Consider the following 13,901-nt stretch of genomic DNA (forward strand, 5'->3'; position numbering starts at 1 on the left):
CGTTTATAGATCTTCTTTTGCGAGCTTCGCGATCATATCGATTGAATCTCGAGGATCGAGAGCCGAAGCACGCAGATGGTCATATGCCAGCGTATATGCCCGAATCTCTTCGGGCTTCTCCAGATAGAGACTGCCGGTTATGTACTCCAGGTAGGTGACTTCACTCGCTCCATCGGAGAAGGACAGGATGGCGAACGATCCGAGCATCGCCGCATGAGCGCCGATGACATAGGGCAAGACCTGGATGGTCACATTCGGCTGAGCCGAAATGTCCGCGAGGTGCTGGAGCTGCTCTTTCATGACACGGGCGCCACCGACGCGGCGACGCAGAGCGGCCTCGTTCACGATCGCCCAGAAATTCATGGGCTGCTCGGATCGGGTGATGACACTCTGTCGAGCCATGCGCAGGCTGACGTGCCGCTCTATCTCGTCGGGTGCGTCGGTCACCCGTGCCGCCCGGTAGATCGCGCGAGCGTAATCTTCGGTCTGGAAGAGTCCGTGAACGAGTTCGGGTTCGTAGTTACGAAGTGACGACGCCTCCGCTTCCAGCCCTACGTAGACCTGGAACCACTGCGGGATCACATCGCTGTAGGCATGCCACCACCCTCGCTCCTTCGCCTGTTTCGCCAACTGGACGAGCGCGTCGTACTCAGCGCCCTCACGGAGTCCGTAGAGCTGCAACATGGCCCGGACGTCGTTGACGGAGATCCGCAGCGTCCCGCCTTCCACTTTGGTCATCCTCGACGTCGACCAGTTCAGATGATCAGCCACTTCCTCCTGCTTGAGGCCGGCCGCGGTGCGGAGTTGTCGCAACTCCTGCAGCAGTCGTCGATGGCGGACGGTCGGCGAGAAGCTGGCCATGGGTCTCCCTCCCAAGACACCTGTTTGATCACACATCGTAATGAATCTTTAACTGGTTGTGCGAAAGTGCTTGCAGGTTCAGATTTGCAGGTGCAGATTTAGCACGTGCTCGCTCACCGAGAGTGATAGTACGTCGCAATCGCAGGCTTTGTAGCCCGTTCCGCGCAAGCCGCAGGCCCATCACGTCCAACGCCGAGCGGCTTCAGGACCGACGGAGGGATGACAGGAAGATGAAGATTCGTGATCTTCAAGGGTGGGGTGGTGAGTTGCTGGAGTTGGCCTGGGAGTTGAACGATCTCGGGTTCGACTCCGTGGTCCGGCTCTCGCCCGGCCGTCGGCCGAGTGTGGAGATCTTCATGCCGCCAGGGCGGTCGAGGGTCGTCACCGCACAGCGGGGCCGTACCTCGGTGTTCACTTGGGAGCGGATCTCCGCCCGCGCGAACCGTGACCGGCAGGGCCGGAGCAGGATGCGGATGGCGGCGGAGCGACTCCTGGAGGTGGCGCGATGAGGATGCCGGAGCCGCTGGGCCGGGCCGACCTCCCTGCCGAGGTGGAGTCCGTTCCCCTGGCCCGCCGCTACGTCCGCGACCTGCTCGACCGCATCGACCACAAACAGACCGACGACGCGCTACTGCTGGTCAGCGAACTCTTCACCAACGCGGTACGCCACTCCGACTCCGGCCGCCACCCCGACGGCCGGGTCTCCGTCGCCGTCACCAACCAAGATGGAACGCTCCACATCGATGTCATCGACGCCGGGTCAACAGGACAGACGCCCCGCATCTGCTCCGACGTCGACCCCGACAGCGGCAGCGGACGCGGCCTCTGGCTGGTTCAGGAACTGTCCGCCTCCTGGGGCTGGTACGAGACCCCGACCGGCCGGGTGGTCTGGTTCCAACTCTCCGAGACCTGACCACTGCGAAGGTCAGACCTCCGGTTCATCGTGGCCCGCAACCAACCCAGGCAGCAGGCAGGTGACCACGACGTCCCAGGCACTCTCGACGGCGAGCGAGACACCTGGAAGGACGACCAAAAAATCCCCTCCCCTCGCCCGATACCCCCTTGCTTCAGCAGCAGCCGGGACACCCTGATCCCCGCTGAAGCCTGCCCCCCGTGCACTGGGCTCCGCTCCAGCCAGGAACCGTCCCGGAGAGCCTCCCTGGCTTTAGAGGTGAATCCTGTCGGCCGGGGCCGTAAACGCCCCACGGCACCGGCCGACGGATCAGATCACTCCGGGTCGTAGGCCAAGTTGGGCCGCAGCCAGCGCTCCACCTCTGCGAGGTCCAGGCCGCGGCGCACGGCGTAGTCCTCGACCTGATCCTTGCCAAGCCGCCCCACGGTGAAGTACCGCGACGACTCATGGGCGAAGATGAGCCCGCTCACGCTCGCGGCCGGGGTCATCGCGAAGGACTCGGTCAGGCCCATGCCGAGGCGGTCGGCGTCCAGCAGGTCGAACAGCTCCCGCTTCTCGCTGTGGTCCGGGCTCGCGGGGTAGCCGAGCGCGGGGCGGATGCCGCGGAAGCGTTCGGCGTGCAGGTCCTCGATGAGGGGGTCGGCGTCCGGCTCGAACCAGCCCCGCCGTGCCTGCAGGTGGATGTGCTCGGCGAACGCCTCGGCGAGGCGGTCGGCGAGGGCCTTCACCATGATCGACCGGTAGTCGTCGTTCTGGGCCTCGTAGCGGGCCGCGAGCTCCTCGGCGCCGTGGATCGCCACGGCGAACCCGCCGAGGTGGTCTCCGGCCGGGGCGATGTAGTCGGCCAGGCAGCGGTTGGGTCGGCCGTCGGGCTTGGCCGTCTGCTGGCGCAGCATCGGCAGGCGAAGGCCGTGTTCGAGCACGATGTCGTCGCCCTCGGAGTGGGCGGGCCAGTAGCCGTAGGCGCCCTTGGCCTGGAAACTCCCCTCGGCGATGATCTGGTCGAGCATGGTGTTGGCGTCGTCGAAGAGCTCGCGGGCCACCGGCTGGTCGAGGATCGCCGGATACTTGCCCTTCAGCTCCCAGGCGAGGAAGAGGAACTGCCAGTCGATCATCTCCCGCAGCACGGCCAGTTCCGGCTCCACGACGCGGATGCCGGTGAAGTCGGGGACGGGCAGGTCCTCGAAGGAGACCTTCTCGGGGTTCGCGCGGGCCCGCTCGACGCTCAGCAGCGGGGTGCGCTGCTTGTTCGCGTACTGCTCGCGCAGGCGCTCCTGGTCGGCGCGGTTGCTCGCGTCCAGTGCCTCGGCACGGTCGGCGTCCAGCAGGTCGGAGACGACGCCGACGACGCGGGAGGCGTCGAGCACGTGAACCGTGGGGTGGTCGTAGGCGGGGGCGATGCGGACCGCGGTGTGCTGGCGCGAGGTCGTGGCGCCGCCGACCAGCAGGGGCAGCTTCAGCCCGCGGCGGCGCATCTCCTCGGCGACGGTGACCATCTCGTCCAGTGACGGGGTGATGAGGCCGGAGAGTCCGACGACGTCGGCTCCCTCGGCGACGGCGGTGTCCAGGATGACCGAGGCGGGGACCATCACCCCGAGGTCGACGACCTCGTAGTTGTTGCAGCCGAGCACGACGCCGACGATGTTCTTGCCGATGTCGTGGACGTCGCCCTTGACGGTGGCGAGCACCACCTTCCCCTGACCCCGGCTGGTGTCGAGGCGTCCTTCCAGCCGCGCCTGCTCCTTCTCCGCCTCCATGAAGGGCTCGAGGTAGGCGACCGAGCGCTTCATCACCCGCGCGCTCTTGACCACCTGCGGCAGGAACATCTTGCCCGACCCGAACAGGTCGCCCACGATCTTCATTCCGTCCATGAGCGGCCCCTCGATCACCTCCAGGGGGCGTGCCCGCTGCTGCCTGGCCTCTTCGGTGTCGGCCTCGATGAAGTCGACGATGCCGTGTACGAGGGCGTACGACAGGCGCTCCTCCACCGGGGCCTCGCGCCAGGCGAGGTCCACGACGCGGCGGGTGCCGGACCCGCTCACCGTGTCGGCGAAGGCGACGAGCCGGTCGGTGGCGTCCTCGCGCCGGTCGAAGATCACGTCTTCGACGAGTTCGAGCAGGTCGGCGGGGATGTCCTGGTAGACCGCGAGCTGCCCGGCGTTCACGATGCCCATGTCGAGGCCGGCGCGCACCGCGTGCAGCAGGAACGCCGAGTGCATCGCCTCGCGCACGATGTCGTTGCCTCGGAAGGAGAACGAGAGGTTGGAGATGCCGCCGCTGGTCAGCGCTCCGGGGCAGCGCTCCTTGATCAGCGGCAGAGCCTCGATGAACGCCTTGGCGTACCCGTTGTGCTCGCTGATGCCGGTGGCGACGGCGAGCACGTTGGGGTCGAACACGATGTCCTCGGCGGCGAACCCGGCCTTCTGCGTCAGCAGGTCGTAGGCGCGGGCGCAGATCGACACCTTGCGCTCGACGGTGTCGGCCTGTCCCTGCTCGTCGAAGGCCATGACCACCACGCCGGCGCCGTAGTCGCGGATGATCCGCGCCTGCCGCAGGAACGCCTCCTCGCCCTCCTTCAGGCTGATCGAGTTGACGACGCCCTTGCCCTGCACGCACTTGAGACCGGCCTCCAGCACGCTCCACCGCGAGCTGTCGATCATGACCGGGATGCGGGCGACCTCGGGCTCGGTCGCGATCAGGTTCAGGAAGGTGGTCATCGCCTGCTCGCTGTCGAGCAGGTCGGCGTCCATGTTGACGTCGAGCAGGTTGGCGCCGCCGCGTACCTGCTCCAGTGCGACGTCGACGGCGCCCTGGTGGTCGTCGGCCTCGATGAGGCGACGGAAGCGCGCCGAGCCGGTGACGTTGGTGCGCTCGCCGATCATGACGAACCCGGTGTCCGGGCCGATCTCGAAGGGCTCCAGGCCGCTGAAGCGGGTGCGGGCCGCGGGTTCGGCCACCTGGCGGGGCGGCAGGCCGGACACGGCGGACGCGATCTTCGCGATGTGCGCGGGTGAGGTCCCGCAGCAGCCGCCGACGACGTTGACCATTCCCGCCTTGGCGAACTCGTCGAGCAGCGCCGCGGTCTCGTCCGGGGTCTGGTCGTAGCCGCCGAACGCGTTGGGCAGGCCCGCGTTGGGGTGGCAGGCGACGTAGGTGTCGGCGAGGCGCGCGAGCTCGGCGACGTGCGGGCGCATCTCCTCGGCGCCCAGCGAGCAGTTCACACCGACCAGGAGCGGTTCGGCGTGCCGGATCGAACTCCAGAACGCCTCGACGGTCTGTCCCGACAGCGTGCGCCCGCTCAGGTCGACGATCGTCACCGAGATCCACAGCGGCAGGTGCGGGGCGACCTCGCGCGCGGCGGTGATCGCGGCCTTCACGTTGAGCGTGTCGAAGATCGTCTCGATCAGGAGCAGGTCGACCCCGCCCTCGGCGAGCGCGCTGATCTGCTCGGCGTAGGCGGCGCGGACCTCGTCGAACGAGACCGCCCGGTAGGCGGGATCCTCGACGCGCGGGGAGAGCGACAGCGTGACGTTCAGCGGGCCGATCGAACCGGCCACGAAGCGTCCGCCCGCCTCGTCGGCGGCCTGGCGGGCCAGCTGGGCGCCGCGCAGGTTCATCTCCCGCACCAGCGACTCCAGCCCGTAGTCGGCCTGGCCGATGCTGGTGGCGGTGAAGGTGTTGGTGGTGGTGATGTCCGCGCCGGCCGCGAGGTACTGGCGGTGAATGTCCAGGATGACGTCGGGGCGCGTCAGGTTCAGCAGGTCCGGGTCGCCGGTCACGTCACGCGGATGGTCGAGTAAGCGATCGTCGCGGTAGTCGGCCGGGGTGAGCGAGGCCCCCTGCAGCATCGTGCCCCAGGCTCCGTCGAGCACCAGGATTCTTTGCCCGAGAAGCTCGCGCAGTGCCCGCGCGCGGGCCTCGGCTCCCTGGACGCCGTCCGCGGAACGCGCGCCGTCACCGGATGTGTGCGAGGCGGAGTCACCCTCGTGCTCGCCGACGTGCTTCAAGGATCCGTTCATCGGTCCACCTCCCTGTTGTGGGAGGCGCCCTTACCGGAAGATCAGGGCCGAGCGTGGCGGACCCGAGCCCGTTGCAGCGCCTCTCGACCTTGAGATCAAGGGTACCGAGGGTTGAGACGAGACGCCAAACAACAGTCCACTATTTGAAAAAACCCTGCCCACATACCCTCATGAAACGCCCCGAGCGAGCGAGGACGGTCGTCAGGGGGTGTCCTCGGCCGCGCTCAGCCACACGCTGATCCCGGCCGGCGCGCCGGGGCCGTGGTCGGAGTTTCCGAAGCCGTGCGACGACGACCCACCCCCCTCCCCGTATCGAACATGTGATCTAAAACTTCTGGAAACAGGTCGCGGTCAAAGTTACGATCTTGCTGTTCACCGGCCGGGCCGACCGGCCGGTTCTCCACACCTACAGGGCGCGAAGACGCCCATGACTGGATCGGAGATCAAGCTTGAGACGTGCACTGATCGCATTGGGTGTCGGTCTGAGCGTGCTGGGTTCCACCGTCGTCACACCGGCGCAGGCCGCGAGCGTGGTGATGGTCCGGCTGGCCCCCACCACGACGGAGGCCCAGCAGGTCGCGAGATTCTGGTTCGCCGACGGGGCCGCCAACCTGAGGAACGCCACACCGTACGCCGTGCGGACCGCGGCCGACGGGGAACGCCTGAGCACGGACATCGTCCCGGACGGCCCCCGGTACTCCATCCCGCCGCTGGAGGGACCGGCCTCGCCGGAAGGGGGAATGCCCACCACCTCGGGCAAGGTGTTCTTCGTCGGGAGCGACCTCCAGCCGCACTGGTGCACCGGCACGGTCGTGCACACAAGGTATCGGAACGCCGTCGCGACGGCGGGTCACTGCCTGCTGGACACCGAGGCCCCAGCCGGTACGCTCGCCAACTGGGTCTTCGTCCCGGCCTACTCCGAGGGCACCGCCCCGTTCGGGCTGTACGTCGGGAAGGTCGGCTTCGTTCACCAGGACTTCGACGACGTCCGCGACTACGACCGCGACCTCGCCTTCGTCAACGTGTACCGCGGTGTTGCCTCTCCTTCCCCGGACGTGCTGACCAATGTCGGGTCGCTGGCCGACAACGTCGGCGCCCAGGGAATCCTGTTCAACCAGCCGCTCGCGCCCGCGGCCGACGTCTTCGGATACCCCGCCGGCCCCCACCCCGACGGTGACCGGCCCCACACGGGCGAGACACTCGAACGCTCGACCGGGCCGACGCTCACGATGAACGTCACCGGTCTCCCCATGGACCGGCCCGTCGGCGTGGACTCCCAGTTCACCGGTGAGGGTTCTCTCGGTTCCTCGTGGCTGACCGGCTACACGGACGACAGCCGTACCGGCTACCTCAACGGCGTCACGATCAGTGTTTCCGACACCGACGGCGACAACCGGTACGACACCGGCGTCTCGCCGTACTTCGACACCGAGTTGTGCCAGGTCTATCGGAAGGCCGAAGCCTTCTGGACCGGCGTCGTCGTCATCTAGACGGCCCCGTGCCCGCCGCGTCCGCCCGCGGGGGCGGGCGCGGTGTCATGCTCCCGCGGGGCGCGACGGTCGGCGGCGGCCGGTCACGTGGCGCGCGGCACCGCCGAGCGCGACCGGCGGAGCGCGCTCGGCGGGATCACTCCCGCGGGGCGGGAGGTGCCGGAGACGGCGTGCCGCGAGGAGCGCGGCCCCGACGTCCCGCCGGGCGTGGCCGACGGGTGCGACCACTTCCGCGAGCAGCCGATCAAGCCGATCACGGTCGTGTGAGGCACCCGCCGACCGCCGGGCACTACTTGGTGATCGTGATGGTGTCGACGTCGAACAGCGAACCTGAGCCGCCGCTGAAGGTGAGGAACAGCGGCCCCGAACCCGTCGCGGTGAGGGTGGTGGAGACGGTCCTGAAGGTGTCCCAGCTGCCGGTGTTCGGCACGGTCACCGTGCCGAGCACCGTCCCGGTCTGCGAGCCCGCGCGCACCCGGATGGTGCCACCGGCACCGGCCGAGGAGACGCGGGCGCTGAAGGTCTTCGCCCCGGAGACGTTGACCGACGAGTATCCGACCCAGTCACCGTTTTCGATGTAGCCCACCGTCCTGCCGCCGCTCGCCGTGCCGTGGTTCGCCGGCTGCACGCCGAAGTTGGAGGTGTAGGACTCCCCCTCGACCGTGATGCTGGTGCCGGAGGTCCTCGGGCTGCAGTCGGCCGTCACCTGCCCGGCCACGTACCTGATGCCGCCGAGCAGCAGGCTGCGGAAGGCCGATTCCGCGTAGGACTGGATGGTGTGCCCCAGGCCCGTGTAGAACGAGCGGCCCGAACCCTGCGTGCGGCACCAGGTGATGGGGTGGTCGCCGCCCATGCTGCCGCCGCTGTAGCTGCCCTCGTCGAGGTTCTGCAGGACGCGCACGTTGGAACGGGGGTTGGTGCCGTAGTTGTACCACTCGTCGCTGCGGCTCCAGGTGGCGCCGAGGTGGGAGGTGGCCGGGTGCGTGTTGTCCTCGGTCCTCACGGTGGCCTGCTGGATCGCGGGGTGGCTGCTGAACCAGGCGCCCACCAGCTGGCCGTAGTAGGCCCAGCCGTACTCGGTGTCGGCCGCCGCGTGGATGCCGAGGTAGCCGCCGCCGCCGTTGATGTAGCTCTCGAACGCGCTCTGCTGGGTGTTGTTGAGGACGTCACCGGTGGTGCTGAGGAAGATCACGGCCTCGTACGTGGCCAGGTTGGCCGTGGTGAAGGCTCCCGCGTCCTCGGTCGCGGTGACGGTGAAGCCGTTAGCCGTACCCAGATCCCTGATGGTCTGGATGCCGGTCGGGATGGAGTCGTGCCGGAATCCGGCCGTCTTGGAGAAGACCAGCACGTCGAACGGGGCGGCGGCCTGGGCCGCGCCGGGGACGAGCACGGTCGCTGCCGCCGTGAGGGCCGCCGCGGCTACCGCGAGCCCGCGTGCGATGAGACTACGCATCGCTGTCCTTTCGGGTACGTTAGAATCCCCGGCGCGGCGAAGCGCCGCGCCGGGGATTCGTCACTTGGTGATCGTGATGGTGTCGACGTCGAACAGTGAGCCGGAGCCACCGGTGAAGGTGAGGAAGATCGCCCCTGAGCCCGTCCCGGTGAGGGTGGTGGTGACGTTCTGGTAGGTCTCCCAGCCGCCGGTGACCGGTACCGCCACCGAGCCGAGGATCGTCCCGGTCTGCGAACCGGCGCGGATCTGGATGGTGCCGCCCGAACCCGCCGAGGAGATGCGCGCGGTGAAGGTCTTCGCCCCGGACGCGCTCAGCGTGCTGTAGCCGGCCCAGTCGCCGTTTTCGATGTGGCCCATCGTGTTTCCACCACTGGCTCCGGCGTGGGCGACCGACTGCACGCCGGAGCTGGAGGTGTAGGCCTCCCCCTCCACCGTGGTGCTGGTACCGCTGCTACCGGTGTTCAGGGTGAAGGCGTCCAGGTCGAAGAGGTTGCCCTGGCCCGTCGCGCCCTTGAAGACGAGGAACAGCGTGGTGGTGCCCGAGGGAACGTTGCTCAGGTTGGCCGAGACGTCCCTGAAGGTGTCCCAGCCGCCGGTGACCGGCACGGTGACCGTGCCCAGGAGCGTGCCGGTGGCCGATCCCGCCCTCACCTCGAGTGTTCCGCCGGCACCGCCGGAGGAGACGCGGGCGGTGATGGAGGTCGCGTTGCCGAGCGCGTACGGCGTGAAGGAGATCCAGTCGCCGTTGTCGATGAACCCCGCGGTCTTGCCGCCCTCGGCCGTGGCGTGGTCGGCGAGCTGGACGCCGGACTGGGCGCCGAAGTGCTCGGCCTGACGGTGGCGAGGCTGCAGGGTGCGCGTGCTCTCGGTGGTCAGGCCGGCCTTGTCGGTGTAGCTGGCGACGAAGACGCCGTAGATGTTCGCGGCGCTGTCGTGCTCACCGTCGGTGGGGACCACGATGCTTCCCGAGCAGCCGTTCCTGCTGGTGATCTGGTGCGCGTGGCTGTCGTGGCCGAGCAGGTAGGTGACCGTGACCTTGCTGCAGTCGATGGTCCCGTCCTCGGGGTCGCTCACGTTGACCTGGAAGGGCACCGTGTCACCGAAGGAGAACAGCTGCCCGTTGACGGGCTGGGCGAAGTTCACCGTGGGCGCGGTGTTGCCGACCGTGATGGTGACGTTGGCGGTGCCGGTCAGCCCGCCGGGGTCCCGCACGGTCAGTGTGGCGGTGTAGGTGCCGTTGGTCGTGTAGGTGTAGGTGGGGTTGGCCGCGGTGGAGGTGGCCCCGTTGCCGAAGTTCCACGAGTAGGTGAGCGCGCCGCCCTCGGGGTCGGAGCTGCCGGCCGAGGAGAAGGTGACGGCGAGCGGCGCGGCCCCGGAGGTCTTGTTCGCGGCGGCCCTCGCGATCGGGCTGCGGTTGCCGCCCCCGATGTACTCGATGCGGTAGAGGGCCTGGTTGCCCGAGCCGGTGCCGTAGTCGAGCACGTACAGGGCGCCGTCGGGGCCGAAGGACATGTCCATGACCTGGGTGCCGGTCCACGGGAAGGCGGAGATCTCGCCGGGCGCCCCCGAGGAGGTGACCTCGATCGCCTTGATCCAGCGGCGGCCGTACTCACCGGCGAAGAACCGTCCGTTGAGCGTCTGGGGGAACTTGACGCTTGAGTTCAGGTTCGCGTCGTAGCGGTAGACCGGGCCGCCCATCGGCGACTCGGAGCCGCTGCCGAACTCCGGCGGCGATCCGGCGTCGCCGCCGTAGCGGATCCAGCTGGGCTTGGCCGCGGGCAGGGTGGTCAGACCGGTGTTGCGGAACGAGTTGTTCGTCGGGCCTCCGGTGCAGTTGTACTTCGCCTGGGAGGGGCCGGACGGGAAGGTGTACTCGTTGTAGGTCTCGGCGGTGGTGTTGGTGCCGGTGCAGTACGGCCAGCCGTAGTTGCCCGGGGCGGTGATGCGGTTGAACTCCACCTGGCCGGACGGGCCGCGACTGGAGTTGCTGCTGCCGGCGTCCGGCCCGTAGTCGCCCAGGTAGACGATGCCGGTGGCCTTGTCGACCGACATGCGGAACGGGTTGCGCAGGCCCATCGCGTAGATCTCGGGACGGGTCTTGGCCGTGCCCGGGGGGAACAGGTTTCCGCTGGGGATGGTGTAGGTCCCGTCGGCCTGCGGCTTGATGCGCAGCACCTTGCCGCGCAGGTCGTTGGTGTTGGCCGAGGAGCGCTGGGCGTCGAACTGCGGGTTGCGGTCGGTGCGCTCGTCGATGGGGGCGTAGGAGTTCGACTCGAACGGGTTGGTGTCGTCGCCCGTGGTCAGGTACAGGTTGCCCGCCGCGTCGAAGTCGATGTCACCGCCCACGTGGCAGCACTGACCGCGGTCGTTCGCCACCTGCAGGACGACCTTCTCGCTCGCCATGTCCAGGGTGTTGTCGGACTTGAGGGTGAACCTGGAGAGATTCAGGTGCCCCTTCCACTGGTCGAAGGTCGCCGCGCTGCCGGTGGTGGGCGCGTCGCCGTTCGGGGTGCTCAGCCTGGGCGAGTAGTACACGTACACGTAGCGGTTGGTGGCGAAGGCGGGGTCGGCCGCGATGCCCTGCAGCCCCTCCTCGTCGTGCGTGTAGACGTTGAGCTTGCCGGCCGTGGTGGTGCTCCCGGCCGCGGTCGTACGGCGGATCGTGCCGTCGCGCGCCGTGTGCAGGACCGACCTGTCGGGCAGCACCGTCAGCGACATCGCCTCGCCCAGCGAGCCGGAGCCCCTGGCCAGGGCGACCTGCTGATAGTCGGAGGCCGGGATGTCGATCATCGCGCGGGCCGCCGCGCCGGTGGCCGATCCGGTGACCGCCTGGGCCGTCGATCCGGTGGCCGCGACGCCGGTGGTGATGAGCAGGACTGCGGTCAGCAGCCTGGCCCACGGCCGAGGGCGTGGGGACATGGAGGGTCCTTTCCTGACTTGGGGGGACAGTCAGGCAAGGCGCGCGCCGCCGCGCTTATGCCGCCGGCGGCGTTGTCATGCGCTGCCGGTGATACCAGGGTTCGTGCGGTGGTGCGGTGATACCGGGTTCGTGCGGTGGTGCGCGCGTTCTCGGAGGGTGCCGTCTCCGAGAACGGAACCGTGAAAACCAACGATGTCGCGACAACCAACAATCTGGTTTTTCGCGACCCGCTGCACGAGTTACAGATTTTTAACACGCCGGAAATTGCCTGTAAACCCCCTGTCAAGGCTTCCCAGGTCAGGCACACCAACGCGGAAACGCCCGAACCTCCCCCCCTCTATGCGGCGGATCCTTCGATGAGATCGGGGCTGCGAACCGACGTGACGATCACCCGGCGCTCAGGATGAAAAAATATTCACGCCCGTTTTCCTCGCGTGCCGCATCGTCGCGGGTCAGCGTTCTTGTCCGACCCGGCCCGGCGGTTAATCATCACTCCGCGTCAACCGAAGTCACCCGCGGAAAGCGGGTCAACGCAGGCCTTTTCTGTTTCTGTAGTCGTTCCATACCTGTACGCAGTAGGCGTGGCGCCAGTCCGTGGAGGCCAGATGACGGCAGGCGTAGCCGGCGCTGATGCCGCCCCCGGGCGACGGCCTGCTTCTGGAGGCCGAGGGCGGCGGCGACCCGGTGGCCGGTGCCCCCGTCCGGCCCGCCCGGGGCTGTGCCCCGTCCTCCCGCGCACCGGAGCGCGACCGTCCCGCCGTCTCCCCGGCGTCCCTCGCGTTCCCCGCTCGGCGCCCGGCGCTTCCGTCCCCTCGCCCGCCGCTCGCGTTCCCCCGTCCCGCACCGGCCTTCGACGCGGCCCCGCGCCCGCTCTCCTGCCCCGCGCCTTCTTTCGCCCGCCCCGTCTCCGCCCCGGCGGCGGCCCGCGCGGAATCGCCCTCGCGGTGCCGTGCGTGCCGCTCGGCCGGCTTCTTGGCGGCTCCTGCCCGCTCCACCCGCTCGACCCACTCGTTTCTGGCGTCCCTGGCGGAGGAGGCGCGGTCCACCGGGAGCACCCCCACCGGGGCGGGGGCGGAGACCTTCCCATTCCCACCGCCTGCCGCGCCGGCCCTCTCATGGCCCGGCCTCTTCCCTTCCCGGCGATCCCCACCCCGCGGGCCCTTCGTGTCCGGTCTCGCCCCTCCCTCGGAGGCTCTCCCTCTCGGGACCTTCGCGTCCCCTCCCTCGTCGCCCTCGCGAGCCCCCGGCGGGGTTTTCGCGTCCACTCCGGGGGCTCGCGAGGCGGTGATCACCATGTCGTGCCCCAGGAGAACGCCCTCCCCGGAAGACGCGGGCGACGTGCCCGCGGTGGGAACGCCGTCCCACGGGGACCATCCCGACGACCAGACACCGACCCCCGCCGCGGCGAGGAATCCCGCGATCAGCGCGGGCCTCAGGAGGTGGTCGCGCGACAGACGCGACCACGGCCGCCGCCACGGACCGGGAGGCGGGGGCATCGAGAACGGCCTGCTGTCGAGGTATGACCGGGAGTCGCGGACCGGCGAACGGGGGACGAGGCCACCGCTCTCCCCGTCCCACTCGTCCTTGCGGTGCCGCGCGGGCCCGCGCGGCACCATCGCCTCTTCCCACTCCGGCCACTCCGGCGGCTCAGGAGGAGAGGGCGGCCCTATGGGCGCCCGGGACCCTGGAGGCCGCACGGGGCGCGGAGGCTGGGCCGGCTCCGGCGGCTCAGGGAGATCCGACGGCTCAGAGGGCTTCGAGAGTCCGGTGGCACGCGGCGCTTCGGGAGCGTGCGAGAGTTCGGAGGGCGACCGCCCTGCGGACGACGACGGCTGCCGGGGCGGCGGATCGCCGTACGGCATGCGTCCTCGCGGTCTCACCGTGAGGCCGTGGCTGTGAGTCCGATCGTGCTCACCGTGCATCTCGCCTCCTGCTGTCGCGTATCGCCCTCCCAGCCTGGCGAAATCACACACTGTATGCGGCCCATGACAGTACGGTCTTACCGATCCGTTATCAGCAGCAGGCCGCAAAGACAAAGAAATGCGGTGAAAGACGGACCTTATCCGGCCCTTCGATCTGCCCGGAGAGGCCCCGGCGGATCCCTGACGACATGGCCCCCGGTCGACGACAACCTCCATGTCGCGACAGAGCGTGCGAGCGGAGGCCTTCTCCTCGGCCCGCCCCTCACCTCTCATCCGTGCACCTGCCCGCAGGAGCGACGGGAGAGAGGCCGGGCGGCTCACAC

At 68.9% G+C, this 13,901-nt stretch carries 10 protein-coding genes; 5 read left to right on the top strand and 5 right to left on the bottom strand.

The features are described from left to right. Positions 1-3 precede the first annotated feature (3 nt). Positions 4-861: a helix-turn-helix domain-containing protein gene (locus tag ACFY3D_RS35885; protein WP_389988296.1), complete on the bottom strand. Its 858-nt coding sequence runs from the start codon at positions 859-861 to the stop codon at positions 4-6. Between the two features lie 230 nt (positions 862-1,091). Between ACFY3D_RS35885 and ACFY3D_RS35890 the strand changes: the two genes are divergently transcribed. Together ACFY3D_RS35890 and ACFY3D_RS35895 are read left to right on the top strand one after the other, a co-directional pair. Then, on the top strand, positions 1,092-1,370 hold the full coding sequence (locus ACFY3D_RS35890; RefSeq protein WP_350948764.1) for a hypothetical protein: 279 nt from the start codon (positions 1,092-1,094) through the stop codon (positions 1,368-1,370). Beyond that, positions 1,367-1,774: an ATP-binding protein gene (locus ACFY3D_RS35895; protein WP_389988299.1), complete on the top strand. Its 408-nt coding sequence runs from the start codon at positions 1,367-1,369 to the stop codon at positions 1,772-1,774. Before ACFY3D_RS35890 ends, ACFY3D_RS35895 begins: the two co-directional genes overlap by 4 nt. Before the next feature lie 314 nt (positions 1,775-2,088). On the opposite strand, the gene metH is transcribed toward ACFY3D_RS35895, so the two are convergent. After that, positions 2,089-5,793, bottom strand: a complete 3,705-nt coding sequence (gene metH, locus ACFY3D_RS35900) for a methionine synthase (protein WP_389988301.1) — start codon at positions 5,791-5,793, stop codon at positions 2,089-2,091. Between the two features lie 449 nt (positions 5,794-6,242). Here metH and ACFY3D_RS35905 point away from each other — a divergent pair, with 449 nt between their 5' ends. Together ACFY3D_RS35905 and ACFY3D_RS35910 are read left to right on the top strand one after the other, a co-directional pair. Continuing rightward, on the top strand, positions 6,243-7,283 hold the full coding sequence (locus tag ACFY3D_RS35905; RefSeq protein WP_389779559.1) for a trypsin-like serine peptidase: 1,041 nt from the start codon (positions 6,243-6,245) through the stop codon (positions 7,281-7,283). 87 nt (positions 7,284-7,370) lie between these two features. Then, complete coding sequence (locus ACFY3D_RS35910; RefSeq protein WP_389988303.1) at positions 7,371-7,550, top strand: hypothetical protein; 180 nt, start codon at positions 7,371-7,373, stop codon at positions 7,548-7,550. Between the two features lie 22 nt (positions 7,551-7,572). On the opposite strand, the gene ACFY3D_RS35915 is transcribed toward ACFY3D_RS35910, so the two are convergent. Then, complete coding sequence (locus ACFY3D_RS35915) at positions 7,573-8,736, bottom strand: ThuA domain-containing protein (protein ID WP_389988306.1); 1,164 nt, start codon at positions 8,734-8,736, stop codon at positions 7,573-7,575. 60 nt (positions 8,737-8,796) lie between these two features. Then, positions 8,797-11,655, bottom strand: coding sequence for a carbohydrate-binding protein (locus tag ACFY3D_RS35920; protein WP_389988309.1), 2,859 nt, complete (start codon positions 11,653-11,655; stop codon positions 8,797-8,799). 135 nt (positions 11,656-11,790) lie between these two features. Between ACFY3D_RS35920 and ACFY3D_RS35925 the strand changes: the two genes are divergently transcribed. Beyond that, entirely contained in the window at positions 11,791-12,063 is a 273-nt protein-coding gene (locus tag ACFY3D_RS35925; protein ID WP_389988312.1) for a hypothetical protein, read from the top strand. Positions 12,064-12,183: 120 nt separating this feature from the next. Here ACFY3D_RS35925 and ACFY3D_RS35930 read toward each other — a convergent pair whose 3' ends face one another. Beyond that, positions 12,184-13,272, bottom strand: a complete 1,089-nt coding sequence (locus ACFY3D_RS35930) for a hypothetical protein (RefSeq protein ID WP_389988315.1) — start codon at positions 13,270-13,272, stop codon at positions 12,184-12,186. Positions 13,273-13,901 lie beyond the last annotated feature (629 nt).

The sequence above is a fragment of the Streptosporangium sp. NPDC000509 genome (assembly GCF_042898365.1).
GTDB lineage: Bacteria > Actinomycetota > Actinomycetes > Streptosporangiales > Streptosporangiaceae > Streptosporangium.

Bases quoted from the DNA above. Each gene is read 5' to 3' on its own strand.
- ACFY3D_RS35885 (WP_389988296.1), bottom strand. From the start codon at position 861: ATGGCCAGCTTCTCGCCGACCGTCCGCCATCGACGACTGCTGCAGGAG.
- ACFY3D_RS35890 (WP_350948764.1), top strand. From the start codon at position 1,092: ATGAAGATTCGTGATCTTCAAGGGTGGGGTGGTGAGTTGCTGGAGTTG.
- ACFY3D_RS35895 (WP_389988299.1), top strand. From the start codon at position 1,367: ATGAGGATGCCGGAGCCGCTGGGCCGGGCCGACCTCCCTGCCGAGGTG.
- metH (WP_389988301.1), bottom strand. From the start codon at position 5,793: ATGAACGGATCCTTGAAGCACGTCGGCGAGCACGAGGGTGACTCCGCC.
- ACFY3D_RS35915 (WP_389988306.1), bottom strand. From the start codon at position 8,736: ATGCGTAGTCTCATCGCACGCGGGCTCGCGGTAGCCGCGGCGGCCCTC.
- ACFY3D_RS35920 (WP_389988309.1), bottom strand. From the start codon at position 11,655: ATGTCCCCACGCCCTCGGCCGTGGGCCAGGCTGCTGACCGCAGTCCTG.
- ACFY3D_RS35930 (WP_389988315.1), bottom strand. From the start codon at position 13,272: ATGGTGCCGCGCGGGCCCGCGCGGCACCGCAAGGACGAGTGGGACGGG.